The sequence below is a fragment of the Streptomyces sp. NBC_00637 genome, assembly GCF_045161545.1.
Taxonomy (GTDB): Bacteria; Actinomycetota; Actinomycetes; order Streptomycetales; family Streptomycetaceae; genus Streptomyces.
Window position 1 is genome coordinate 8423650 of sequence record NZ_CP109046.1, and the last position, 24501, is coordinate 8448150.

General features: G+C 71.6%; 23 protein-coding genes and 1 pseudogene. 13 read left to right on the forward strand and 11 right to left on the reverse strand.

The window, feature by feature from the left end:
- Positions 1-41: 41 nt before the first annotated feature.
- Positions 42-641, forward strand: a complete 600-nt coding sequence (locus OG440_RS37285; protein ID WP_406011570.1) for a GNAT family N-acetyltransferase — start codon at positions 42-44, stop codon at positions 639-641.
- Here OG440_RS37285 and OG440_RS37290 read toward each other — a convergent pair.
- From OG440_RS37290 to OG440_RS37315, 6 genes are all read right to left on the reverse strand, one after another.
- Entirely contained in the window at positions 588-935 is a 348-nt protein-coding gene (locus OG440_RS37290; protein WP_406011173.1) for a hypothetical protein, read from the reverse strand. The genes OG440_RS37285 and OG440_RS37290 overlap by 54 nt on opposite strands.
- A 74-nt stretch (positions 936-1009) precedes the next feature.
- Positions 1010-1288 (reverse strand): hypothetical protein, encoded by a 279-nt coding sequence (locus OG440_RS37295; protein ID WP_406011174.1) that lies wholly within the window; start codon positions 1286-1288, stop codon positions 1010-1012.
- Between the two features lie 72 nt (positions 1289-1360).
- The gene (locus tag OG440_RS37300) at positions 1361-2371 is read right to left on the reverse strand and encodes a DUF5914 domain-containing protein (protein WP_406011175.1); all 1011 of its coding nucleotides are present in this window, start codon (positions 2369-2371) and stop codon (positions 1361-1363) included.
- Positions 2368-3444, reverse strand: a complete 1077-nt coding sequence (locus OG440_RS37305; RefSeq protein WP_406011176.1) for a phytoene/squalene synthase family protein — start codon at positions 3442-3444, stop codon at positions 2368-2370. The genes OG440_RS37300 and OG440_RS37305 overlap by 4 nt, the downstream gene beginning before the upstream one ends.
- A complete protein-coding gene (locus tag OG440_RS37310; protein ID WP_406011177.1) occupies positions 3441-4979 on the reverse strand; it encodes a phytoene desaturase in 1539 nt (512 codons plus the stop codon). Before OG440_RS37310 ends, OG440_RS37305 begins: the two co-directional genes overlap by 4 nt.
- A complete protein-coding gene (locus tag OG440_RS37315; RefSeq protein WP_406011178.1) occupies positions 4976-6142 on the reverse strand; it encodes a polyprenyl synthetase family protein in 1167 nt (388 codons plus the stop codon). The genes OG440_RS37310 and OG440_RS37315 overlap by 4 nt, the downstream gene beginning before the upstream one ends.
- Before the next feature lie 630 nt (positions 6143-6772).
- Between OG440_RS37315 and OG440_RS37320 the strand changes: the two genes are divergently transcribed.
- From OG440_RS37320 to OG440_RS37340, 5 genes and pseudogenes are all read left to right on the forward strand, one after another.
- Positions 6773-7972, forward strand: a complete 1200-nt coding sequence (locus tag OG440_RS37320) for a lycopene cyclase family protein (RefSeq protein ID WP_406011179.1) — start codon at positions 6773-6775, stop codon at positions 7970-7972.
- A 52-nt stretch (positions 7973-8024) separates the two neighbouring features.
- Positions 8025-8756: a methyltransferase domain-containing protein gene (locus OG440_RS37325; protein WP_406011180.1), complete on the forward strand. Its 732-nt coding sequence runs from the start codon at positions 8025-8027 to the stop codon at positions 8754-8756.
- A complete protein-coding gene (locus OG440_RS37330) occupies positions 8753-10312 on the forward strand; it encodes an FAD-dependent oxidoreductase (protein ID WP_406011181.1) in 1560 nt (519 codons plus the stop codon). The genes OG440_RS37325 and OG440_RS37330 overlap by 4 nt, the downstream gene beginning before the upstream one ends.
- A 648-nt stretch (positions 10313-10960) precedes the next feature.
- Positions 10961-11194, forward strand: coding sequence for a WhiB family transcriptional regulator (locus OG440_RS37335; protein WP_406011182.1), 234 nt, complete (start codon positions 10961-10963; stop codon positions 11192-11194).
- Between the two features lie 100 nt (positions 11195-11294).
- A pseudogene (locus tag OG440_RS37340) lies at positions 11295-11498 on the forward strand (helix-turn-helix domain-containing protein); the annotation flags it as partial.
- A gap of 174 nt (positions 11499-11672) precedes the next feature.
- On the opposite strand, the gene OG440_RS37345 reads toward OG440_RS37340, so the two are convergent.
- Both OG440_RS37345 and OG440_RS37350 read right to left on the reverse strand, forming a co-directional pair.
- Positions 11673-12791: a fatty acid desaturase family protein gene (locus OG440_RS37345; protein WP_406011183.1), complete on the reverse strand. Its 1119-nt coding sequence runs from the start codon at positions 12789-12791 to the stop codon at positions 11673-11675.
- Between the two features lie 7 nt (positions 12792-12798).
- Positions 12799-13854, reverse strand: coding sequence for a ferredoxin reductase (locus OG440_RS37350; protein WP_406011184.1), 1056 nt, complete (start codon positions 13852-13854; stop codon positions 12799-12801).
- Between the two features lie 86 nt (positions 13855-13940).
- Here OG440_RS37350 and OG440_RS37355 point away from each other — a divergent pair, with 86 nt between their 5' ends.
- Entirely contained in the window at positions 13941-15080 is a 1140-nt protein-coding gene (locus OG440_RS37355; RefSeq protein ID WP_406011185.1) for a PucR family transcriptional regulator, read from the forward strand.
- A 549-nt stretch (positions 15081-15629) separates the two neighbouring features.
- On the opposite strand, the gene OG440_RS37360 is transcribed toward OG440_RS37355, so the two are convergent.
- Positions 15630-16097, reverse strand: coding sequence for a hypothetical protein (locus OG440_RS37360; protein WP_406011186.1), 468 nt, complete (start codon positions 16095-16097; stop codon positions 15630-15632).
- 4 nt (positions 16098-16101) lie between these two features.
- Here OG440_RS37360 and OG440_RS37365 point away from each other — a divergent pair, with 4 nt between their 5' ends.
- Together OG440_RS37365 and OG440_RS37370 are read left to right on the forward strand one after the other, a co-directional pair.
- Positions 16102-16461, forward strand: coding sequence for a CAP domain-containing protein (locus tag OG440_RS37365; RefSeq protein ID WP_406011187.1), 360 nt, complete (start codon positions 16102-16104; stop codon positions 16459-16461).
- Positions 16462-16758: 297 nt separating this feature from the next.
- Positions 16759-17733 (forward strand): endonuclease/exonuclease/phosphatase family protein, encoded by a 975-nt coding sequence (locus OG440_RS37370; protein ID WP_406011188.1) that lies wholly within the window; start codon positions 16759-16761, stop codon positions 17731-17733.
- 117 nt (positions 17734-17850) lie between these two features.
- Here OG440_RS37370 and OG440_RS37375 read toward each other — a convergent pair whose 3' ends face one another.
- Positions 17851-18939: an endonuclease/exonuclease/phosphatase family protein gene (locus tag OG440_RS37375; protein ID WP_406011189.1), complete on the reverse strand. Its 1089-nt coding sequence runs from the start codon at positions 18937-18939 to the stop codon at positions 17851-17853.
- 137 nt (positions 18940-19076) lie between these two features.
- Between OG440_RS37375 and OG440_RS37380 the strand changes: the two genes are divergently transcribed.
- Together OG440_RS37380 and OG440_RS37385 are read left to right on the forward strand one after the other, a co-directional pair.
- Positions 19077-19772 (forward strand): response regulator transcription factor, encoded by a 696-nt coding sequence (locus OG440_RS37380; RefSeq protein WP_406011190.1) that lies wholly within the window; start codon positions 19077-19079, stop codon positions 19770-19772.
- On the forward strand, positions 19765-20853 hold the full coding sequence (locus OG440_RS37385) for a sensor histidine kinase (protein ID WP_406011191.1): 1089 nt from the start codon (positions 19765-19767) through the stop codon (positions 20851-20853). Before OG440_RS37380 ends, OG440_RS37385 begins: the two co-directional genes overlap by 8 nt.
- 338 nt (positions 20854-21191) lie before the next feature.
- Here OG440_RS37385 and OG440_RS37390 read toward each other — a convergent pair whose 3' ends face one another.
- Positions 21192-21857 (reverse strand): GntR family transcriptional regulator, encoded by a 666-nt coding sequence (locus OG440_RS37390; protein WP_406011192.1) that lies wholly within the window; start codon positions 21855-21857, stop codon positions 21192-21194.
- A 96-nt stretch (positions 21858-21953) separates the two neighbouring features.
- Between OG440_RS37390 and glyA the strand changes: the two genes are divergently transcribed.
- Together glyA and OG440_RS37400 are read left to right on the forward strand one after the other, a co-directional pair.
- Complete coding sequence (gene glyA, locus OG440_RS37395; protein ID WP_406011193.1) at positions 21954-23279, forward strand: serine hydroxymethyltransferase; 1326 nt, start codon at positions 21954-21956, stop codon at positions 23277-23279.
- Positions 23276-24496 (forward strand): sarcosine oxidase subunit beta family protein, encoded by a 1221-nt coding sequence (locus OG440_RS37400; protein ID WP_406011194.1) that lies wholly within the window; start codon positions 23276-23278, stop codon positions 24494-24496. Before glyA ends, OG440_RS37400 begins: the two co-directional genes overlap by 4 nt.
- Positions 24497-24501 lie beyond the last annotated feature (5 nt).

Here is a 24501-nt window from a genome sequence, read left to right on the forward strand (position 1 = left end):
TGGGGATGACGGAGAGCCCAATGGTGATCCAGAATGATCGGGTGGCCACGCTTGAGACTCCCCGCTTGATCCTGCGTCGCTGGCGCGAAGAAGACATCGCGCCCATGGCTGCCGTCAACGCCGACCCCGAGGTCATGCGGTGGATCCGTGACGGCAGCGTCCGTGACGAACAGCAGACTCGCGTCGGGATCCAGGCATGGGAGAGCGAATGGGAGTCACAGGGCTTCGGCCTGTTCGCCGTGGAGATCCGGTCCACTGGCGAGCTGGCCGGGTTCACCGGCCTTTCGGTGCCCGAGTTCTTGCCGGAGATACTGCCGGCGGTCGAGGTCGGCTGGCGGCTGGGACGTTCCCACTGGGGGCGGGGCTTGGCCACCGAGGCCGCTGCGGCCGCCGTTCGGTTCGGGTTCGAAGAGCGAGGGCTGGAGCGGATCGTCAGCATCGCTCAAGTGGGCAACGACGCCTCCGAACGGATCATGACCAAACTGGGAATGCATCCGGTCCGAGAGACGGTCAATCCGACCTCCCGTCGGCGAGTACGGGTGTTCGAGCTGTCGTCGAACCAGTACGTCGCCACCACTCTCTGCCGTTCAACCTTCGGTGTCCGGCCAAGGGGAGTCGTTTTCGGCAGAGAGGGTGATTAGGCCGGTCCATGACCAAGGCTCCTGGGGCGGCTCCCAGCGCACCTCGACGTCGGTGTCGTGGAAGTCGCGCGCGAGGTCCGTCACCATCACCGCCGCAGCGGCCCGCGCGTCTTGTGGGTCGGTGTTGATCGGCACGTCCAGCCGTCCGCAGAGCATTCCGTCATCGGTGAGGACGCTGGTGCGCCAGCCCTCCGGCGTCGCCAACAGGACGATCCCCTTCGGAATGCCCCAGGCGGACCGCTTCATCTCCTTCTTGCGTCTCACCATGCCGCTATCCAACATCGTCGGGTTCATGGTGATGAGTCTGGGTGGAGGTTCAACCGCCGCTACGCGGTTTGGCGCCCGTCTTGTACGGCAAGCTGAATCGTTCAGGACGCATCGTCGATGAGCCCGAAGCCCTCCGGGAACTCTTCCAGGAACTCGCGGCGAGCTGGGTTGGTCTCGGCGGCTGCCATCTCCCCGAGCAGGGCGATCAGCTCGTGTCGCTGATCATTCGACAGCGTGCCGACCAAGCGGGCGACGCCCTCCAGGACCCTGACCGCGTCGTCCGGATCCATCTGCTCGTCTTCGCTGCCGTCGACAAACCACAGGACATCGACCAAAGCCTCGGCCAAGGCGTGCGTCAGGGAAGGGTACGAGGACGGCACGAGGAGCTCCCGGAAGATGAGCTGCGCGGAGGCAGTGGTGGTGGTCGCCCGGGCGGACGCGCAACAGCGCGCTCAGCCGGGAAAGCGGCCGGTGGAACGTAGTTCCCAGCGGCGCTCGGCGTAGGCCAGGTCGTCGCGCCACAAGCGTCCGGCGGCGGCTCGCATGACCGGGCGCAGTACCGGGGCGATCCCGCGAGCGGCCGCGAAGCCGCGACGGTCGGAGGCCGCCACGATCGCTTCGATGACGGCCGTGCGGGGTCGGCCCTTGTCGTCGGGACCCAGCGGGGTGGCGTGCGTCTCGACGACGGACCCCGCCCCCTCGCCCTCCGTGATGTGCATGACCACCGTGCGCGGTTCCGGGGCGGTGAACACCGCGCGTACCGGCACGACGAGCCGGCCGGCCAACTTGAAGGAGACGTCGACGGCGAAACCGTCGCCGGGGTCCCCGTCCGTCGGCGCGTGGACGACGGTGAGGTCGACGAAGGAGTACGGGTGGAACCAGGCCCCGTGCCACGGGTCGAGCCGGTTGGCGACGACGTCCTCCGTTTCGCATGTACCGGCCCCCTGGTAGACGGCCGACACCGCGTCGGCGAGGGCGGGCCTGGTCGGCACCACCGGTGCGTCCAGCGGCTGTTCGCCGCCGAGTTCGTCCAGTCGCACCCACACCAGCAGTCCGTCGTCGTGCACGGGCAGGGGACCCCATCCGGCGAACGCCGTGCCGTCGAGAGCGAGTCCGTGCCAGTGGCACACGAGCGTGCCACAGCGCACCGGGCTGTCCCGCAGGGGGGCTCCGAGGTGCGGGCAGATGCCGGGCCCGGCGACCAGGCGGTTCTCGGCATCGCGCCAGACGACCACCTCCTGCCCGGCGACGGTCCGGCCGAGAGGGCGGTCGGCGGGGACGTCCCGGCTGGCGCCGATGACGTACCAGTTCCCCGCCGGGAGCGCCTGGGACCGCTTCAATGCCTGCGCGATCACGGCGGGCCGTGCCTCCCGCCAGGTCGGCCGCTGGTGTTCCCAGGACACCGGCCGCCTGCGCAGCGACAACGGCAGGCGCCGGCGGGGGACGGAACGGTCGGGACTCACGTGACCTCCTGATGGGCCGACTCGGACGCCGACCTGGCGGCCCGCAGATCCGGCGGTTCCTGCGGTTCGGGCGGTTCCGGCAGGGTTCTAGGGTCCTGCCCGGCCCGCAGGTCCGGAAGCGCGGACCTCCGCGCTTGGGCGCGCGAACGCGCTCGGGCGGCCGTCACGGACAGCAGACCGTTCAGGGCCACCGCGACACGCCGTCGACGGGGGACGACGGCGCGGCGGTGCACCACCGCGTAGCCGTCGTCGGCGATGGCCTCCAGGATGCCCCCGTACAGCACGAACGCCGTCCGGACGCAGGGGCGGGAGACCGGGTCGAGCATCGCGAGCCCCGGGGCCGCCTCGCGGTACACGCCGCGGGTGAGGGCCGCGGCGGTCCGCAGGGCCTGCGTGATGCGCCGGTCACGTCGGCCGCTGCGTCTGCTCCAGGTCAGAAGGTGCCGGTCGACCCCGTGCGCGGCCAAGAGGTCGACGGGCAGATAGACCCGGCCGCGGTCCAGGTCCTCGCCCACGTCCCGCAGGAAGTTGGTCAGCTGGAAGGCGACGCCCAGGGCGGCGGCGTGCGGCGCCGCGCTCTCCCGTGGTGTCACCGTGCCCAGGACCGGCAGCATCTGGAGACCGATGACGGCGGCGGATCCGTGCATGTACTGCCGGAGGTCGTCGTAGGTCGGGTAGTCCGTGACACAGAGGTCGCTGCGCATGGAGGCCATGAAGTCGCTGAAGTGCTGGTGGTCGATGCCGTATCGGCGGGCCGTGTCGGCGAGCGCGAGCACCACCGGCTCGGTGCTGCCACCGTCCCGCAGTCCCCGCTCCATGTCCGCCTGGAGCCGGGTGAGTTCCGTGAGGCGTCGCTCATTCGTGAGCCGGGCGTCCAGTGAGTCGACGATGTCGTCGGCCCAGCGGGCGAATCCGTAGAGCGCGTGGACGGCCGGCCGACGGTCGGCCGGCAGCAGTCGGGTGGCGAGGAAGTACGTCTTGCCGTGCCGGGCGTTGAGCTGCCGGCAGCGGGTGTACGCGTCGCGCAGCGCCGGGTCGGTGATGCCCGCCGCGTCGAGTTCACGGTCGGTCATGAGGCCGTTCCTTCCGAGGGGACGCGGGCCGGGCGCGAGGCCCGGGGTGTGCGGTCGCGTCCGGTGATCCGGGCCGCGGCGAGCTTGCCGGACAGCAGCACCGTCGGCACACCCACGCCCGGGGTGGTGCCGCAGCCCGCGAGGACGGCGTTCTCGGTACCCCGGACGAGGTTGCGGGGGCGGAAGGGGCCGGTCTGCGCGAAGGTGTGGGCCGCAGAGAAGGGGGTGCCCGCCGCGTGCCCCTGGGCGTGCCAGTCGGCCGGTGTGACCAGGCACTGCTGTTCGATGGCCGCGCCGAGACCGTCGAGGCCGCGCGCCTCCAGTTCCCTGAGCAGGCTGTCCCGGTAGCGCGGTGCCAGGTCGCCCCACTCGGCGGCGCTCGGCCCGATGTCCGTGTTCGGGCAGGGCGCCAGGATGTAGTGCAGGTGGTGTCCCGGCGGGGCCAGGCCCGGGTCGGTTGCCGTCGGGCGGGTGATGAGCAGGGAGGGGTCGCTCATCAGTTCACCGGTGCGGGTCAACTGGTGGAACGTGCTCCGCCATGCTCGGCCGAAGGAGATCGTGTGGTGGGCGAGCCAGGGCCAGGTCCTGTCGGTTCCCGCGTGCAGGACGACGGCTGACGGCGAGTGACTGATCCGCTGGGGCCGACGGGGCGTCCGGCCGAGGAGACGGTAGGCGAGAGGGAGGTCCGGAGTGAGGACCACGGCGTCGCACGGGATGCGGTCGGTGTCGGTCACGACGGCCGTCACGCGGTCGCCGGAGCGTTCCAGCCGGCGGACGTCCTGCCCGAAGCGCAGGTCGGCCCCTGCTTCGGCGGCGGCGTCGGCCATGGCCCGGGGCAGTGCGTGCATACCGCCGCGGGGGAAGTACACGCCGGCCACGGTGTCCATGTAGGCGATGACGGCGTAGGCGGCCAGCGCCCGCTCCGGCGGGACACCCGCGTACAGGGACTGGAAGGAGAAGACGCGGCGCAGGCGCTCGTCCTTGAGGAAACGGCCGATGCGCGCGTCCAGTCGGCCGAAGCCGCCGAGGGCCGCGAGGCGGGCCAGATCGGGGGTCAGCAACTGGAGGGGCGAGTCGAAGTTGGCGTCGATGAAGTGGCGCAGCTGGGCCCGGTACAGGCCGGCGAGCCAGTTGCGCAGCCGCCGGTAGCCCGCGGCCTCCTCGGGGCCGGCGAAACGTTCGACCTCCGCCTCCATGGCGTCGGCGCCGGTGTGCACGTCGAGACCGCTGCCGTCGGCGAAGCGGGCCCGATAGGCCGGATGGAGGGGGACGAGATCGACACGCTCGCGCAGACTGCCGCCGACGGCGGCGAAGGCCTCGTCGGCGAGCTCGGGCATCGTCAGCACGGTGGGGCCGGTGTCGATGTGGTAGCCGCCGCGCTCCAGGCGTCCGGCGCGGCCGCCCGGCAACTCGTCACGTTCGACGACGGTGACACGGCGCCCCGCCCCGAGCAGATGCAGGGCCGCCGACAGCCCCGCCAGCCCGGCACCCACGACGACGACGTGGTCGGTGCGTCCGGGAATGCTCCTGGTCATCGGGGACCTTCCGTGGCGGTGGCGGTGGCGATGGCGAACAGCAGGGACAACGGCGGGCCGCCCTCCGGCGGGCCGCCGCGACCGGGCCGCGGGCCGACCTCCGCCCGTCCGCCGCCATCGGGCGGCGGGCCGTCGGAGGGCGGTGCCCCCGCGGCGGCGTGCAGCAGTTCATGGAGGCGGCGGTGGCCGGCCGGTTGGAGGTGCGCGGTCTCGAGATGGCGCATGCCTTGTGCCACCAGGCGGTCGATCTTGGCCTCGACCGTCTCGCGCGCACCGGTGGTGACGAGGACGTTCCGTACTTCGTCGAGGTCAGCCTCGGACAGATCGGCGCGGCCGATGGAGCCTTCCAGCACGGCGAGGGCCCGGCGGTCCCCGGCCGCCTCGGCCCGGGCCCGGGCGACCGCGACGAGATAGGTGGGCTTGCCGGAGCGGAGGTCGCCGCCGGTGGGCTTGCCGCCGGTCGGGGCGGGTCCGCCGAAGACGTCGTGGAGGTCGTCGCGGATCTGGAAGGCGATGCCGACGCAGCGGCCGGCCGAGCACAGGGCCTCGGTCGTGGCGGCGTCCGCGCCCGCCAGGGTGGCGCCGAGCGCCAGGGGGCGCTCCACCGAGTACAGGGCGCTCTTGAGGCACGCGATGCGGATCGCGCGCGCCATGGACCGCGACGACGTGGCCTGGCCCTGGATGTCCAGGTACTGGCCCGCCACCATCTCCGTGCGCATGGAGCTCCACAGCGCGCGCACCCGGCGCGCGGGTTCCAGGGCGAGCTCCGTGTCCGCGAGCACGTCGTCCGCCCAGGCCAGTGCCAGGTCGCCCGCCAGGATCGCCGCGGCCTCCCCGAAACGCGGACCGCGCGGAGGGCGTGCCGCGGGGGCGTACCGGGCCTCGACGTCCACGTGGAGGGCCGGTCGTCCACGACGGACCTGCGAGCCGTCCATCACGTCGTCGTGGACCAGGGCGCAGGTCTGGATGAGCTCCAGGGCCGCGCCGACGCGCAGGGCAGCCTGCGCGTCGGCGGGTCCGCCGCCGCAGGCGCGGTACGCCCACCACAGGAACTGGGAGCGGTTGCGCTTGCCGCCTTCCATGGTGAAGCGGGCGACCCGCTCCGCGACGTCGCCGGCGAACACCGGGTCGAGTGCGGTGGCCTGCGCGGTGCGTTCGGTCAACAGGTGATCGAGGAGGCTTCCGACCGCCGCCGGGACGTCGTCGTCGACAGCGCGGAGGTCGACGTCGGCATGAGGAAGGACCCGACGGCCGGCCTCCTCGGGCCGACCGCGTTCGCAGGAAGAGGGCGCCGCACCAGGTGGGTGCTCCGTGGGCAGGCGTGCCGCAGGGGACGTGCGAGGTGAGCCGGAGGGTGGCCCTGCCGTACGGGGGTCCCTCTTCTCGCTGGGGCGCATCCGGTTCCTCTCGCTGTGATCGGAGCTGGCCTCTCTAGACGCATTCCGCGCGAAAGGCGGCTGTGGATGCGCCATGCGGGGGATGGTGGGCGACACTTTCCCGCAGGCGGCAAGTATGTGGGGAATTCACCCTGTTCATGAGCATCCGCAGGGCCGTCGGCGGGACCGCCGTCACGCGCCAGGGGTGACGGGACCGTCGTCACCCCTGACGTGCGCACACCGCGCCGTGCCGTTCCGGCCGTGCCCGCGTGCCGGGGCGCGGACCATCGTCCGGCCGGTCTCAGCGTGCCCTGCATCCGGAAGAGCGTGTCAGTTGGAATGCTGTGGGACAGCGCACGCGTGGACGAGTCGCCAGCGGCCCGGCCGGCGTCACCCGCGCAGCAGGAAGGACCGGCCGTGAGCGAGGCGGACGCCGACGTGGGCATCGTCGGTGCGGGGGCGGCGGGACTGTCGCTGGCCCATCGACTGGCCTTCCCCGCGCCCGGGAAACGGCGGCCGTCGGTGCTCGTGGTGGAGGCGCCGCCCGGCCCCCTGCGTCCGCCCCGGCGTACCTGGTGCTTCTGGGAACAAGGCGACGGCCGCTACGACGCCGTGGTCGCCGCGGCCTGGCAGCAGCTGCGGGTGCGCACCCCGGCCGGCCGGGTCATCCAGGACGACATCGCGCCCCTGCGGTACAAGATGATCCGCTCGGACGACTTCGCCGACCTGATCGGGCACGACCTCGAACGGAGCGGCCGGGTCCAGCGGCTGGAGGCGACCGTCGAAGCGGTCGAGCCCGTCACGGACGGCGCCCGCGTCCACGCGCACGGCGTCGACGGACGCCCGCTGACCGTGCGAGCGCGCTGGGTCTTCGACTCCCGCCCGCTCGACAGCCTTCCGGCAGCCCGCACGACACTGCTCCAGCACTTCCACGGCTGGTTCGTCCGCTCCGACCGGCCGGTCTTCGACCCCGGCACGGTCGAGCTCATGGACTTCCGCACCCCGCAGCCGCCACGAGGCCTGTCCTTCGGCTACGTCCTGCCCACCGGGCGCCACGAGGCTCTCGTCGAGTACACCGAATTCTCCCCGGCCACCCTGACCCGCGAAGACTACGAGAGGGCGCTGTGTCACTACACCGAGAACGTCCTCGGCCTGCGCGGACTCGAGGTCGTCGCCGCGGAGACCGGCGTGATCCCCATGACCGACGCCCGGTTCACGCGGCAGGCCGCGCCGTCCGTCTTCCGCATCGGCGCCGCGGGAGGCGCGACCCGGCCGTCGACGGGCTACACCTTCGCCGCCGTGCAACGCCAGACACGGGCCGTCGCCGCGGCCCTCGCGGCGGGACACCACCCGCTGCCGCCGCCCGCCCACTCCGCACGTTCGCGCGCCATGGACGCCGTGATGCTGCGCGCCCTGGACAGCGGGCGGGTCGACGGCGCCGCCTTCTTCACGCGCCTCTTCTCACGGGTACCGATGGAACGGCTACTGCGCTTCCTCGACGGCCGCACCCATCTGCTGGAAGACCTCGCCGTCGGAATCCACGCCCCCGTGCTGCCCATGCTCCGGTCGGCCGCCGACCTCTCCCACCTGCCCCGCCGTCCCTTTCCCGGGTCCTGACCGTGCGCGTGCCCCGCGGACCGGACCCCGGCTCCCCGTACAAGGAGAACGCATGAACCTGCTGCGCGACGCGGATCTGGCCGCCGCGTTCGACCACGCCGCCCGCAGTTACGACACGCTGGTGAGCGCCAATCCGGGCTACCACGCCCATCTGCGCCGCTCCGCGCGCCGCCTCGGCCTGGCCGACGGCGGGCGCGGCATGCGCGTGCTGGATCTCGGCTGCGGCACCGGTGCCTCCACCGCCGCCCTGGCCGCCGTGCTGCCCGACGCCGAGATCGTGGCCGTGGACGCGTCCGCCGGGATGCTGGAACGGGCGGCGGCGAAGCGCTGGCCGCCCCACGTCCGCTTCGTGCACGCCCCGGCGGAACGGCTCACGCAGGCGGGCGTCGCGGGACCGTACGACGCGGTGTTCGCCGCCTACCTGTTCCGCAACGTGGCGGACCCCGACGCCGTCCTCGCCACCGTGCGCGATCTGCTGGCCCCGCACGGCCGGCTCGCCGTGCACGAATACACCCTCAGCGGCCGTGCGGCACACCGCGCCGTCTGGACCGCGGTCAGCGGCGGCCTCGTCCTCCCCGTCGCCACCCTCCTCGGCGACGGCGACCTCTACCGCCATCTGCGGCGCAGCGTCCTCGACTTCGACACAGCCGACCAGTTCGCCGCCCGCGTCCGCTCGGCCCGCTTCGAGCGCGTACGCGTACTGCCGCTGCCCGGCTGGCAGACCGGCATCACCCACACGATCGTGGGCCGGCGCGCGGTTCTCGACCCGGCCGCGGCACGGTGAACGCCCTCGAGCGGCGAACCGCCGCCCGTCGTGGCAGGGACCGGCGTGCCCGCACACTGCACCCCCGGCCCGGAACGCCGCGGATCTCCGGAGGCAGCCGACCGACGACCGCCGTCGTGGGCGGAGGCATCGCCGGCCTGGCCGCCGCGACCGCCCTCGCCGAACGCGGGGTGCGGGTCACGCTCTACGAGCGTGAACCGGTGCTCGGCGGGCGCCTGGCAGGCTGGCCGGTGGACCTGCGCGACGGCACCACGGTGACGATGAGCCGCGGCTTCCACGCCTTCTTCCGCCAGTACTACAACCTGCGCGGACTACTGCGGCGCACCGACCCCGGCCTGGAGCGCCTGACGCGCCTCCCCGACTACCCGCTGCGCCACAGCGGGGGACTCCAGGACAGCTTCCGACGGGTCCCGCGCACCCCGCCCTGGAGCGCGCTGGGCTTCGCCGCGCTGAGTCCGACCTTCACAGCCCGGGACCTGATCCGCATGAACCCGGTCGCCGCCCTGCCGCTGCTCGACGTCCGGGTCCCCGAGGTGTACGAACAGCTCGACACCGTCAGCGCCTACGACTTCCTCGCGAGCATCCGTTTTCCCGAGGCCGCCCACCATCTCGCGTTCGAGGTCTTCTCCCGCAGCTTCTTCGCCGACCCCAGGCAGCTGTCGGCCGCGGAGATGGTGCTGATGTTCCACATCTACTTCCTCGGATCCGCCGAAGGACTGCTCTTCGACGTGCCCGACGAGCCGTTCCCCGAGGCCCTCTGGGAACCCCTCGCCGGCTATCTGCAAGGCCACGGCGTCGACATCCGCGCCTCCACGCCCGTCGAGCAGATCGCCTCCACCGCGGACGGCGGCTTCCGCATCGCCACCCGTGACGGCGAGACGCGCCACGACACCGCGGTCCTGGCCCTGGACGCGGATGGCCTGCGGTCGGTGGTCGCCCGCTCTCCGGGCCTGGCCGACACCTCATGGCGCGACCGGGTGGCCCGCCTGCGCAACGCGCCGCCGTTCCTCGTCTCCCGCCTCTGGCTGGACAGGCCCGTCGCAGGCGACCGGCCCGGATTCCTCGGCACCAGCGGTTACGGCACCCTCGACAACGTCAGCGTGCTGGAACGATGGGAGGGCCAGGCCGCCCGCTGGTCGGCACGCCACGGGGGATCCGTCGTCGAACTGCACGCCTACGCCCTGCCGGACGGCGCCGACCGCGGCCTCGAGGAGAAGCGCCTGATCGAGCAGCTGCACGCGGTATACCCGGAGACGCGCGCGGCGAGCGTCGTGGACGAGCGGCATGAGTGGCGGGCCGACTGCCCGCTCTTCCCGGTGGGCGGATACCCCGACCGTCCCGCGGTCCGCACCAGCGACCCGGGCTTGGTGGTGGCGGGCGACCTGGTCCGGACCGGTCTCCCCGTCGCCCTGATGGAACGGGCGGCGACGAGCGGTTTCCTGGCCGCCAACGCCCTTCTGGAGCGCTGGGGAGTACGCGGCCAGACCCTGTGGACCGTCCCCGACCAGGGCCGCACCGCCCTCCTGCGGGGCCTGGCCCGACGGGGACGGAACTGACGCGAGACGGCCGCACGCACCTTCTCAGAGGATCCGGCGTATGCCTCTCTGGGGTGCCGGGAGCGGGTAGCCGGGAGCCGGGAAACTGGGGAGCCGGGATGCCGGGAGGCGCGGCGGGTGGCGCCGTCCGCAGCGGGGCGGCAGGACCCGGCAAGGGGCTCCACCGGGGGACCGCCCCACCGAGTGGACGGCCGTCGGATCGCCTCGGGGTGCAGTTGCCGAGCATCACCCCTCATCACCAATCCGCCCATCGAGCTGTTCCGGATTACCCGGGAGCGGGACTCGGAGACGAGGACCGCCCGAGCGGCCGCCTGCGCGAGGGATACGGGAAGGCGGCATGCTCCGGAGCCCCCGTGCACGGCGGTGTGCGGGGGCTCCGTGCAACGCGCGGTGCGACCCCTGGGGCATCACAGTCAGAGGCCTCCACCCGACTGAATCATGCAGATATGTACCAATCAGCTGATTAGTCCTATATTGCTGCTTACCTCTGCCGGATGGTGCGGTGCGAAAGCGCCGCTCCGACAGCGCTGCCCGAAAGCGGTGGCTGACGTGACCCCCGGAGGTGCTGATGTCTTCTCCTGCTTGCAGTCGCTTCTTCTCGCATTCCTGTGACGTCGTCCAGGTGACGGGCCTCTGGGGAGGCCGCGCGTGAACTGGCGGGACTTGGCGGCGTGCCGCTTCGAAGACCCCGAGCTCTTCTTCCCGATCGGTGAGGACGGGCCGTCACTCCGGCAGATCGAGCAGGCCCGCGCCGTCTGCCACGGGTGCCCGGTCGTCACAGCCTGCGGGGACTGGGCTTTGCGCAGCGATGAGTATGACGGCGTGTGGGGCGCGATGACCGCGGGCGAGCGCCGGGCGTTCCGGCATCGGCGTGAGGCCTGAGCGGCCGGCGTTCAGGCCTCACGCCGGACGCGGGCGCACCGGGCCGTCGGGCCGCGCGGGCGAATTGGGTGATCATCGTCGTCGCCCGTAGGGTCGGGGCATGGTCGACGAGCAGGCGGGGCGGGGCGGCGGGCGGGGTCCCGGGCGGCCTCGGGAGGAGCGGGTCACGCACGCGGTGCTGGATGCTGTCGTCGCGCTGGTGGCCGAGCAGGGCATGGGTGCGGTCACGATGGATGCGGTGGCCGCCCGCGCGGGGGTCAGCAAGCCGTCGATGTACCGGCGTTGGCCGACCAAGCAGGATCTCGTCATCGCCGCCGCCGAGTGGCGGGTCGGTCCCTTGTCCGTTCCGGACGTGGGGGACTTCCGTGCCGAACTGCGGGCCGTGCTCACGGCGCGTATGGAGGAATACCGAGGTGCCCCTTGCCCTCGGCGGACTGGGCCACCAGTACGGCCGAGGGATCCGGACCCACACCGGGAATCAGGCCGCGACGAGCTCCTGCTCGCGGTCCGGCGTCTCGACCTTGGCCTTCTTGTTCGGCAGCGAGAGCCGGAAGACCTTGTGCCACGCGGAGAACACCTGCTTGGGCAGCGGCCCGGTGACGTAGTCCAGCTCGTACTTCTCGAACAACGCGCGCACCTTCACCGCGACCTCGGCGTACCGGTTGCTCGGCAGGTCCGGGAACAGGTGGTGCTCGATCTGGTGCGACAGGTTGCCGGTCATGAAGTGCATGGCCTTGCTGCCGCTGATGTTCGCCGAGCCCATCATCTGGCGCAGGTACCACTGGCCCCGCGTCTCGCCCCTGATCGACCGGCGCTCGAAGACCTGCACGCCCTCGGGGAAGTGCCCGCACATGATCACCGAGTGGGTCCAGAGGTTGCGGACCAGGTTCGCGGTGAACGTGGCGGCGAGCGTGGTGAGGAACGACGGGCCCGACAGCAGCGGGTGGATCACGTAGTCCTTGAGCACCTGCTTGCGGATCTTGCGGCCCACGGCCCTGGCCTGCGCCCGGAACTCCGGGTCCTTGCGGCGGCGCTTGTTCAGGTTCTTGCCGAGCTCCAGGTCGTACGCCGCGATGCCGTACTCGAAGAAGCAGGCGTTGATGAAGTTCCACAGCGGCTGGCCGAGGTGGAACGGGTGCCACTTCTGGTCCTCGTCGACGCGCATGATGCCGTAGCCGAGGTCGTTGTCCTTGCCGATCACGTTCGTGTACGTGTGGTGCAGCTCGTTGTGCGAGTGCTTCCACTGGTCGGCCGGCGAGACGTGATCCCAGTCCCAGGTGGTGGAGTGGATCTTCGGGTCCCGCATCCAGTCCCACTGGCCGTGCAGGATGTTGTGACCGATCTCCATGTTGTCCATGATCTTCGCCACGGACAGACCGGCGGTGCCGATCACCCACGCGGGCGGGAAGAACGAGAACAGCAGCACGCCCCTGCTGGCCAGCTCGAGCTTGCGCTGCGCCGAGATGACCTTGCGGATGTAGGCGGCGTCCTTCTCGCCGCGGCCGGCGATCACCTCGTCGCGGATCGCGTCCAGCTCGCGGCCGAGCTCCTCGATCTGCTCCGCGGTCAGGTGGGCGGTGGGGTCGATGGCGGTCAAGATGCTCCTACCGTTCGATGTCGCAAGGGCCCGCCGCGGCGGACACGCAGGTCTGGATGAGGACGCCCGGCTCGGCCTCGGTGATCTCGCCGGTGCGCAGGTCGCGGACGGCGCCCGCCTTGAGCGGTGTGACGCAGCCGAAGCAGATGCCCATGCGGCACCCGGACGGCATGAGCACCCCGGCCTCCTCGCCGACGTCCAGCAGCGGCGTGGCGCCGTCCGCGTCGACGGTCCTGCCGGTGGTGCTGAACGTGACTTCGCCACCGTCGCCGGCCACGACGATGCCGGGGCGGAAGCGTTCGGTGTGCAGGCGCTCCGGGACGCCGTGCTCGGTCCAGTGCCTTTCGGCGGCGTCGAGCAGGCCCGCGGGCCCGCAGGCCCAGGTCTCGCGCTCGGCCCAGTCGGGCACGAGTTCGTCGAGACGGGCGATGTCGAGCATGCCGTCCGTGTCGGTGTGCAGCTCGGTGAGACGCAGCTTCTTGTCCGCGACCAGGGCGTGCAGATCGTTGCGGAAGATCACGTCCTGCGGCCGTGGCGCGGAGTGGACCATGACGACGTCGTCGAACTCGCTGTCGCGCAGCATGCCCATCACCGGCGTGATGCCGCTGCCGGCCGTCAGGTAGAGCACCTTGGCGGGCTTGGCCTCCGGCAGCACGAAGTCACCGGTCGCCTGGTCGAGCTGGATCAGCGTGCCCGGTCTCGCCCTGCGGACCAGGTGATTGCTGACCTTGCCGTCCGGGATCGCCTTCACGGTGATCGTGACGCGGCCGTCCTCGCGGTTCGTCGGCGAGGTGACCGAGTAGGCACGCCACAGGCGCACCCCGTCGACGTCGACCCCGATCCGCACGTACTGACCGGCTCTGTGGCCGCGCCAGCCCCGTCCCGGCCTGATCACGATGGTCGCGGCGTCACCCGTCTCGGGGTGCACGGCCTCGATACGCCCACGCAGGTCGGCGCCCGCACGCAGCGGGCTGACCAGGTCGAGGTAATCCGACGGCAGCAGCGGCGTCGTGACCATCTCCAGCAGTTTCCACGCCCCACTGCGGAGGGCTGCACTCGTCATGACTCCAGCTTGATGCGCCGCAGGGCGTAAAGTCCTGTCCGTAAGACGTAAATCTGGTCGGCTGAATTGTTCGCAGGGAACAAAAAATGAGCCATGCACTCCGGAGGGCCACCGAGCTGGCCCTGGATGAGACGACGGTCACCGCACTTCGGGCCGAGCTGACGACCACCGCCGACGAGGTCGTCCAGGCGATCATCGACGAGGTCCCTCCCTACGCCAACGCCCTTTCGGGACACATGGGCGGCACCATCCGCCGAGCCGTCCGCACCGCCCTGGGCCACTACCTGGACCTCGCGAGCGGGAACGCCACGGGCGGCGACGCCGGTGACGCGGCCTACGAGCTGGGCCGAGGCGAGGTGCGCGACGGCCGTTCGATGGACGCCCTGCTCGGCGCCTACCGCGTCGGCGCCCGGGTGGCCTGGCGGTGCCTGGCCGCGGGCGCCGTACCCGCGGGTCTGCCCGCCGCCGAGGTCGCCAAGTTCGCCGAGCTGACCTTCGCCTACATCGACGAGCTCTCCGCCGCGAGCGCCGCGGGCCACGCCGACGAACTGGCCGCCCGGGGCCGGGCTCATGAGCGCCACCTGGAACAACTGGTCCGCGACCTCCTCGCCGGCGCGAGCCCGGACGTGCTGCTGGCCGCCGCTCAACGGGCCGGATGGCAGCCTCCGGTCTCGCTGACCGCCGTCCTGCTGCCCGCCGCGCAGGCCCGGCCGGCCCACCGCGTGCTCGACCCGAGCACGCTCGTCCTCGACGATCTGCCGGACGCCCTCGGCGTGCTGCTCGTCCCCGATGCCGACCGATCACATCTCTTGAGGCAGCTGACCGACCGCACCGCCGTGGTCGGCCCGGCCCGGCCGTGGACGCGTGCGTCCGCCTCGTACGCACGCGCCGTACGCGCGCGGTCCCTCTCCCCTGACATTCGCGACACCGAGGACCACCTGCCCGAGCTGGTGCTGAGCGCCGACGTGGACGCGTTCGCGGACCTGCGGGCCCGAGCCCTCGCACCGCTGCGGACCTTGCCCGCCGCGACCGCGCGGCGGCTGGAGGAGACGTTGCGGGCGTGGCTGCTGCACCATGGCAGGCGGGACGAGGTGGCGGCGGCGTTGTTCGTCCATCCCCAGACCGTCCGGTACCGGATGACGCAGCTGCGGGAGCTGTTTCCGGATCTCGGGTCGCCGCAGCGGGTCCTGGAACTGACGATGGCGGTCGGCCTCCGGGGCGGCTGACGGAGCGCGGTCTTCCGAGGAGGCCGTCACCCTCGTCCACGGCATCGACACCGACGGCTTCGACGCGCTCCCGCGCACGGTCCCCGATGCCTGACCGATCGTCCCGCACGCCGGGCACCGAAACGGTTGCGGGGAAAATCGGTGACATGCCTCACGTGCCCGGTCGGCATCAACGTGCCGCGATAGTACGTGGCGTGTGGCCGACATAGGCGGATCTGGCATACCGAAGCAGGCATACGCGGCACCTCGGCCGTGGCCACCGGCGACGGTCACCGGCCGCGAGCCGCCGGACCGCCTCTGCCGTCCTTCTGACGGAGTGTGAGGCGCCGTCCGGTGTCCGGCGCGGCGCCCCGGCACAATCCCGGGCCGGATTCAAGGGCGCCCCCGCCTACTAGGCGAGGTAGTGGAAGCACCCGTTGCCGTGTCCTCACGCGGCTTTGACAATGACGGCTCCGCAAGGCGTCCCCGCAGGTCAAGCGCAGTGTCTGTGCGAAACCGAGCCCGCTGGAGGCGCAAGGAGAGTCGACCGAACGAGGCCCGCATGAGCAATCACCGGAAGCACCGCAGGAAGACGCGCCGCCGGCCCATGGTCGTCGCCGTACTGGCGATGGGCGCGGTGGCAGTGCCGTCGGCCGCCATGGCGTGCATAACCGACGCAGGATCCGAGGCCGTCACCGCCACGTCCAGTGGATTCTGGACGGACGGGAAGAAGACGTCGTGGGACGGACACCGGACGGACAGCCGGGAGACGTCCTGGGACGGGTACCGGGCGCGGGACGCCCGGACCGCGACGCCCACGGCGACGGCTTCGCCCTCGACCCCTCCAGCAACCGCGGCGCCCGCCCCGAAGAAGCCCAAGGCACCCATCTCGAAGGTGACCACCCCGCCCGCCCCCACGAAGACCACCGCCGCACCGAAGCCGACCGTCGCGCCCCCCTCGACGACGACCGCCGCCCCGAAGGCGCCCGCCACCACGGCCCCCGCCGCCGGCACGGCGACCGCCTCCGCCACCGTCACCCGCGTGGTCGCCCTTGTCAACAGCGAGCGTGCCAAGGTCGGTTGCTCCCCGGTCACCCTGAACGCGAAGCTCTCGCAGGCCGCCCAGGCCCACAGCGCGGACATGGCCGGACACAACACCATGTCCCACACCGGCTCCGACGGTTCCGACCCGGGACAGCGGATCACGAGCGCGGGTTACCTCTGGAGCACCTACGGCGAGAACGTCGCGTACGGGTACTCCACGCCCGAGCAGGTGATGGCGGGCTGGATGGCCAGCGCCGGTCACAAGCGCAACATCCTGGACTGCGGCTTCAAGGAGATCGGCGTGGGCTTGGCGCAGCCCGGCAACTACTGGACGCAGGACTTCGGCACGGCCCGCTGACGTTCACGGGCCCCACGCCCGTCAAGGGCCCGTGAACGTCAGCGGACCATCACGCCGGCCGCGGACGCTCCGGTCGCTCCCGAGCGGCCGCGGCCGGCGTGATGGCCGCGCCGGGACAGCCTCCTCTCCGCGCGGGAGGAGGACGCGGCACGCGCCTGCGGAGAGGCGGAAACTGATTCACCCGGCCATTCGTCTTGGGTAAGGAGCCGAGCGGATGGGAACCAGGTGCAGCGAGCGGACAGCGGTGTGACGTCGACGGCAAAGGCAGCGGTGCGCCGGTGGGGACGGCGCCGGGCAGTGCCGCGGGTTCCGGGGGAGGGCGGAAAGGGGGATACCCGGCGCCGGTGGGTCTGGACGCGGGGGCGGGTGCCCGCATCGTTCGCGGTGCTGACGGCCGGGTTGCTGGCGCTCCACCGGGCGGTGCCCAACTCCCCGGGCCGCCTGGGCAGTTTGCTGGAAGCGTTCCTGCCGTGGCTCGGCCTGGTGGTCCCGGTCCTGCTCGGTCCGACCCTGCTGCGCCGTTCAGCCACCGCCCTGGTGGCCCTGCTCCTGCCGGTGGCGGCCTGGACGTACCTCTTCGGCGGACTGCTCCTGCCCGGGGCCAAGTCGGGTCCGCACGACCTGGCCGTGGTGCAGCACAACGTCGGCGACGAGAACACCGACCCGGCGGGCACGGCCCGCGCCCTGGCCGACGCCGGGGCCGATCTCATCGCGCTGCAGGAGCTGGTGCCCCCGGCGCTGCCGGTCTACGAGAGGACTCTCGCCCCGGACTACCCCTACCACGCGGTGAGGGGCACCGTCGGACTGTGGTCGAAGTATCCGCTCACCGATGCCGGGCTGCTGGACATCAAACCGCAGGGAATCACGGGGCCCTGGAGTCGGGGGCTGCGGGCCGTGGTCCACACGCCGCACGGCGAGATCGCGGCGTACGTCGCGCACCTGCCCTCGGTCCGCGTCCGGGCGAGCGGCCTCGCTTCCTCCTGGCGCGACGAGAGTGCCGGCCTGCTGGGCAGGGCCGTCGCTGCCGAGGGGCTGAAAACGGTGGTCTTGCTGGGCGACCTCAACGGCACGGTCGACGACCGCGGGCTGGCGCCGCTGACCTCACGGATGAACGTGGCGGAGCGGGGTTTCGCCTTCAGCTTCCCCGCCGCCTTCCCGCTGGCCCGGATCGACCAGGTCATGGCCCGCTCGGCCACCGTCGCCCACATCCGCACCCTGCCCGCCACCGGCAGCGACCATCTGCCGGTCGCCGCCCGGATCACCCTGCGATGAACGAGCGCGCCGTGAAGTGAAGCAGGGCTCGGCCGGCTTGCCGTCGGCGCCCGGGGATGCCGGGAGCCCGCCGTGTTTCAGTTGGGGGGGAAGCCCCCGGCCGGCAGAGCGGTGCGGTCACCAGTCGATGCGGGCCGCCGTCGGCAGGTGGTCGCTGCCGGTCGCCGGCAGCATCCAGGAGCTCGTCGGCTCGACGCCGCGGACCAGGATCTGGTCGATCCGTGCCACCGGGAACTTCGCCGGCCAGCTGAAGCCGAAGCCGTCCCCGGCCACCTCCTGTGCCGAACGCATCCGTGAGGTGATGGCGTCGAACGCGCCGTCGTCCACGGTGCCGTTCAGGTCGCCGAGGAGCACCACCCGCTCGTTGCGCTCGGCGGCGAGGGCCTCGGCGAGCGCCTTCGCGTTGCGATCGCGGCTGTCCGTCCAGAAGCCCTTCCTCGGGAGCACGCGGACGGACCCCAGGTGGGCCACATACACCGCGAGCGGGCTGTGGTCCGTGGCCACCGTGGTGCGCAGTGCCCGGTTGTAGGCCATCTTGACGTCCGCCGGCTTGGTGTCCGCCAGCGGTCCGTAGTCCATCGCGGTGTCGATCGCGCGGGTGTCCGACAGCGGCAGCTTGCTCCACAGCCCGACCGTGCCCTGCACGGTGTGGTACGGGTACGCCTTGCCCAGGCCCTTCTCGTACAGCGGCTTCGCCCGAGGGGTGATCTCCTCCAGCGCCAGGACGTCCGCCCCGGAGGCGGCGAGGTCGCGGGCGGTGCCGGCCGGGTCGGGGTTGCCGGCGTCGACGTTGTGGCTGACCACGGTGAGGTCGCCGCCCCCGTGGGACCTGTCGCCGAGCAGCCCGCCGAAGAGGTTCAGCCACACGGTGACGGGCAGCAGCAGCGCGACCACCGCGGAGGCGGAACGGCGCCAGAGCGCGCCGGCCAGCAGTACCGGGATCGGCAGGCCGAACCAGGGCAGGAAGGTCTCCACCAGGCTGCCGAGGCCCGCGCGGTCCGTGATCTTCGCGTGCAGCAGCATGAGCAGGGCCAGCAGCAGCGCCGATACCGCGAGCACCAGGCCGCGCTTCCACGGCTCCGGCCGGGAGCCGATGCGGATCGCCCGGCGGACGCCCGTACGCCAGGTGCCGGTGCCGGTGCCGGTGCCGGTGTTCCGGCGGTCGGCGTCGCCCCGGTCGGTCTCCGGCATGCCCACCTGCGTCATCGTCCGTCCTCGCTCACTGCCGTGCACTGCCGCATGGGGATTCGATGCATCCCGCCAGTCAAGGCGCCGCCGCGTTGCCGGCGCGTATGCGGTTTTCGATACACCGGCGATAGGGGCCGGCTCGTAGCATCGAGCGCATGCGTGTGTTGATCGTCGAGGACGAACCCCTTCTCGCAGAAGCCGTCCGCGACGGCCTGCGCCTGGAGGCGATCGCGGCCGACATCGCAGGTGACGGCGACACCGCTCTGGAACTGCTGGGCACCAACGCCTACGACATCGCCGTACTCGACCGGGACATCCCGGGGCCGTCCGGCGACGAGATCGCCGAGCGCATCGTGGCCTCCGGCAGCGGCATGCCGATCCTCATGCTCACCGCGGCCGACCGTCTCGACGACAAGGCGTCCGGGTTCGAGCTCGGTGCCGACGACTACCTCACGAAACCCTTCGACCTCCGGGAACTCGTGCTCAGGCTCAGAGCACTCGACCGCCGACGCGCCCACCACAGACCCCCCGTGCGGGAGATCGCGGGGCTGCGGGTGGATCCGTTCCGCAGGGAGGTCTACCGGGACGGCCGCTACGTCGCGCTGACCAGGAAGCAGTTCGCCGTGCTGGAAGTCCTCGTCGCCGCCGAGGGCGGTGTCGTCAGTGCCGAGGAACTGTTGGAACGCGCGTGGGACGAGAACGCCGACCCGTTCACGAACGCCGTGCGCATCACCGTCTCGGCACTGCGCAAGCGGCTCGGCGAACCCTGGATCATCACCACCGTGCCGGGCGTCGGCTACCGCATCGACAGGCAACCGGACGCCGGACCGGAGGAAGCGGACCGTGGATAGGGCCCCGGGGCTGAGCGTTCGCCTCAAACTCACCCTCAGCTACGCCGGCTTCCTCATGCTCGCCGGTGTCCTGCTGCTCGCGGCGATGTGGCTGTACCTGGTGAACTCCCTGCCCGACGTGACCATCATCATCGGGGGAGTGCTGGACCGCTCCGCCCTGGTCCGTGGCTTCGCGCCGCTGGCCACCGCCGTGATGGCGTTCCTGCTGGTCTTCGGTCTCACGGGGGGATGGTTCCTCGCCGGGCGCATGCTCACTCCGCTGACCCGCATCACGGACGCCACCCGCAGGGCCACGAACGGATCGCTCTCCCACAGGATCCGGCTGCCGGGACGCAAGGACGAGTTCCGAGAGCTCGCCGACGCCTTCGACGCGATGCTCGCGCGGCTCGAATCACACGTTGCCGAACAGCGCAGATTCGCGGCCAACGCCTCTCACGAGCTGCGCACCCCGCTGGCGATCTCGAAGACGCTTCTGGACGTGGCCCGCGCCGATCCCCCTCAGGACACGGGCCCACTCCTGGACCGCCTGTACGCGGTCAACACCCGGGCGATCGATCTCACCGAGGCACTGCTCCTGCTGAGCCGCGCCGGCCAGCGGTCCTTCACCCGGGTAACGGTCGACCTGTCCCTCCTCGCGGAAGAGGCCGCCGAGACGCTGCTCCCGCTCGCCGAGAAGCGCGGTGTCACCATCGAGACCTCGGGTGACATCACGCCCACGCTCGGCTCGCCGGCGCTCCTGCTCCAGCTGACCACGAACCTCGTGCACAACGCGATCGTCCACAATCTGCCCGGACAGGGCACCGTGTGGGTCACCACCGCCGTCCGCCCCGGGACCGTGGTGCTCACCGTCGAGAACACCGGCGAGCAGCTCGCCCCGCAGCCGGTCTCGACTCTCGCCGAGCCCTTCCGGCGCGGCACCGAACGTCTGCACTCCGACCACGCGGGCGTCGGCCTCGGTCTGGCGATCGTCAAGACCATCACCGACGCACACGACGGGACGCTCACCCTCACCCCGCGGTCCGCCGGCGGGACCCGCGTCACCGTCGAACTACCGGCGACGGCTCCGCACGCCGACCGCTGAGGTGGCGGCGTACGCGACCGATGCCGGACCCCGTGGAGCCCGGGCCAGGGCAGCCGCATGCCTCCCGTGGGGAGCCGGGAGGCGCGGCGGGCCCTGCCGTCCGCAGCGGACGGCAGGGTCCAGCAAGGGATCCTCGCCCGGGGGGTGGCGGGACCCGCACCTCACCATGCACCACAAACCAGCCACGGGCATAGATCACGGCCGAAACTAGATGTACGGCTTCCTCCACCGGGCCGGACGGTGGGCTCGCCGCCGACGTGGGAGCGGATCGGCCGGCACTGTGAGGACATACGTCGATGGCCGCCATCACCTGAACCCGGTCTCAGGACCGCCCCGTCTCAGATGGCGTCGCGAATGGCCCGCTCGAAGCCCTCGACGTGGCTGCGGGCGAGCTGCGCCGCCTTGTCGGGGTCCCCGGCGACGATCGCCTCGATCAGCGGTCCGTGCTCCTCGACGTGACCCGCCATGTCGGACAGCCGGTCGACGAACAGGCACCAGATACGGGTGGCCAGGTTGTCGTGGCGGACGAGGGTGTCCTCCAGATACGGGTTGTGCGTGGCGGCGTAGATGGCGCGGTGGACCTGAAGGTCCAGGCGCATGAGCGCGGCGGAGTCGTGCCGACCGGCGTCCACGCTCTCCAGCCGCTGCCGCAGGGCGGTCAGGGTCGCGCGGTCGGTGGCCGTGGCGCGCCGCGCGGCCTGTGCGGCGGCCAGGGGCTCCAGCTCCTGGCGCACCTCGGAGATGTGGGCCAGGTCGGTGATGTGGACGTCGGTGGCGAAGGTGCCGCGCCGGGGGTATGTCGTGATGAGGCGTTCGTACTGGAGTCGCTTGAGCGCCTCGCGCACCGGGGTGCGTCCGACGCCGAGCGACTGTGCCAGCTGGTCCTCGTTGATCGGCGCGCCCGGACGGATCTCGAGCATCACCAGCCGGTCGCGGACGACGCGGTAGGCGCGTTCGGCGAGGGACAGCTCCTCGCCTTCGGGCGCGGTCGCCACGTACTGCATGAAGAACCCCCTTGACCTGACCTACGAGCTCCCATACCTTACCGTGCAAGCTGATATATCAAGAATTCATTAGTTGGCTCTCAGGAGGGTGCACAGATGGCAACGAGCCCGTCGACCACCGCGGTCACCTCCCCCCTCTCCCTCCCGCTCGGCGAGTTCGACCCGGAGGTCGCCGCGGCTGTGGACGCCGAGCTGCACCGTCAGCAGTCGACCCTCGAGATGATCGCCTCGGAGAACTTCGCTCCGGTCGCCGTCATGGAGGCCCAGGGTTCTGTCCTGACCAACAAGTACGCCGAGGGCTACCCGGGTCGCCGCTACTACGGCGGCTGTGAACACGTGGACGTCGTCGAGCAGTTGGCCATCGACCGGGTCAAGGAGCTGTTCGGCGCCGAGGCCGCGAATGTGCAGCCGCACTCCGGCGCACAGGCCAACGCGGCCGCGATGTTCGCGCTCCTCGACCCCGGCGACACGATCCTCGGCCTCGACCTGGCGCACGGCGGCCACCTCACCCACGGCATGCGCATCAACTACTCGGGCAAGCTGTACGACGTCGTGCCGTACCACGTGCGCGAATCCGATCTGCGCATCGACATGGACGAGGTCGAGAAACTCGCACGCGAGCACCGGCCCAAGATGATCGTCGCCGGCTGGTCCGCCTACCCCCGGCAGCTGGACTTCGCCGCGTTCCGGCGCATCGCCGACGAAGTGGGCGCCTATCTGATGGTGGACATGGCGCACTTCGCCGGTCTGGTGGCGGCGGGTCTTCATCCCAACCCGGTGCCCTACGCCGACGTCGTGACGACCACCACCCACAAGACCCTCGGCGGCCCGCGCGGCGGGGTCGTCCTCAGCCGTGCAGCCCTGGCCAAGAAGATCAACTCCGCGGTCTTCCCGGGCCAGCAGGGCGGCCCGCTGGAGCACGTCATCGCCGCGAAGGCGGTGGCCTTCAAAGCGGCGGCGAGTACGGAGTTCAAGGAGCGTCAGCAGCGCACCCTGGACGGCGCCCGCATCCTCGCCGGCCGGCTGCTGGCCGACGACGTGGCCGAGGCCGGCATCACGGTGCTGACCGGCGGCACCGAAGTCCATCTGGTCCTCGTCGACCTGCGGAACTCCGCGCTCGACGGGAAGCAGGCCGAGGACCGCCTGCACCGCATCGGCATCACCGTCAACCGCAACGCCGTGCCGTTCGACCCCCGCCCGCCGATGATCTCCTCCGGCCTGCGGATCGGTACCCCCGCCCTGGCCACCCGGGGCTTCGGCAAGGCGGAGTTCCGCGAGGTCGCCGACATCATCGCCCGGGCACTCACGGACGAGCAGCTCGGCGACGAGCGCGCTGCCCTGCTGAGCGACCGGGTCGCCAAACTCGCCGCCGCCTTCCCCCTCTATCCCCACCTGCCCCACCTGAACGGAGGCGCGGCATGACCAGCACGCCGCTGCCGGAGCACCCGGACTTCCTTTGGCGCAACCCCGAACCGCGCTCCTCGTACGACGTCGTCATCATCGGCGCCGGCGGCCACGGCCTGGCCACCGCCTACTACCTGGCCAAGAACCACGGCATCACCAACGTCGCCGTACTGGAGAAGGGCTGGCTGGCCGGCGGCAACATGGCCCGCAACACCACGATCATCCGCTCGAACTACCTGTGGGACGAGAGCGCGGCGATCTACGAGTACGCGCTGAAGCTGTGGGAGGGACTCCCCGAGGAGCTGGGCTACGACTTCCTGTTCAGCCAGCGCGGCGTCCTCAACCTCGCCCACACCCTCGGGGACGTCCGCGAGGGCATGCGGCGCGTCAACGCCAACCGCCTCAACGGCGTCGACGCCGAGTGGCTCGCACCGGACGAGGTCGCCGAGGTCTGCCCGATCGTCAACATCTCGCCCCACACCCGCTACCCGGTGCTCGGCGGCACCTTCCAGCCCCGCGCCGGCATCGCCAAGCACGACCACGTCGCCTGGGCGCTGGCCCGCCGCGCCGACGAGCTGGGCGTGGAGCTGATCCAGGGCTGCGAGGTCACCGGCTTCCTCAAGGACGGCGACCGGATCGTCGGTGTCGAGACCGACCGCGGCCGCATCCACGCCGGACGGGTCGGCCTCGCGGCCGCCGGACACAGCGGCGTGCTGGCCGAACGGGCCGGCTTCCGGCTGCCCGTGCAGTCCCACCCGCTCCAGGCGCTGGTCTCCGAGCTGCACGAGCCGGTGCACCCCACCGTGGTGATGTCGAACCACGTGCACGTCTACGTCTCCCAGGCCCACAAGGGCGAACTGGTGATGGGCGCGGGCGTCGACTCGTACACCGGCTACGGACAGCGCGGCTCCTTCCACGTGATCGAACACCAGATGGCGGCCGCCGTCGAACTGTTCCCGATTTTCGCCCGCGCCCATGTGCTGCGGACCTGGGGCGGCATCGTCGACGTCAGCCCGGACGCCTCCCCGATCATCGGCGCCACCCCCGTCGAGAACCTCTACGTCAACTGCGGCTGGGGCACCGGCGGGTTCAAGGCCACCCCGGCCGCCGGCTGGACCTTCGCGCACACCATCGCCACGGGCGAACCGCACCCGCTCAACGCCCCCTTCGCCCTCGAACGCTTCACCACGGGCGCCCTGATCGACGAACACGGCGCAGCGGCCGTGGCCCACTGAGGAGG

Excerpts from the sequence above, each read along its gene's own strand:
- OG440_RS37310 (WP_406011177.1), bottom strand. The coding sequence starts at position 4,979 with ATGACCAGGAGCATTCCCGGACGCACCGACCACGTCGTCGTCGTGGGT.
- OG440_RS37325 (WP_406011180.1), top strand. The coding sequence starts at position 8,025 with ATGAACCTGCTGCGCGACGCGGATCTGGCCGCCGCGTTCGACCACGCC.
- glyA (WP_406011193.1), top strand. The coding sequence starts at position 21,954 with ATGGCAACGAGCCCGTCGACCACCGCGGTCACCTCCCCCCTCTCCCTC.
- OG440_RS37380 (WP_406011190.1), top strand. The coding sequence starts at position 19,077 with ATGCGTGTGTTGATCGTCGAGGACGAACCCCTTCTCGCAGAAGCCGTC.
- OG440_RS37375 (WP_406011189.1), bottom strand. The coding sequence starts at position 18,939 with ATGACGCAGGTGGGCATGCCGGAGACCGACCGGGGCGACGCCGACCGC.
- OG440_RS37305 (WP_406011176.1), bottom strand. The coding sequence starts at position 3,444 with ATGACCGACCGTGAACTCGACGCGGCGGGCATCACCGACCCGGCGCTG.
- OG440_RS37400 (WP_406011194.1), top strand. The coding sequence starts at position 23,276 with ATGACCAGCACGCCGCTGCCGGAGCACCCGGACTTCCTTTGGCGCAAC.
- OG440_RS37290 (WP_406011173.1), bottom strand. The coding sequence starts at position 935 with ATGAACCCGACGATGTTGGATAGCGGCATGGTGAGACGCAAGAAGGAG.
- OG440_RS37350 (WP_406011184.1), bottom strand. The coding sequence starts at position 13,854 with ATGACGAGTGCAGCCCTCCGCAGTGGGGCGTGGAAACTGCTGGAGATG.
- OG440_RS37390 (WP_406011192.1), bottom strand. The coding sequence starts at position 21,857 with ATGCAGTACGTGGCGACCGCGCCCGAAGGCGAGGAGCTGTCCCTCGCC.
- OG440_RS37355 (WP_406011185.1), top strand. The coding sequence starts at position 13,941 with ATGAGCCATGCACTCCGGAGGGCCACCGAGCTGGCCCTGGATGAGACG.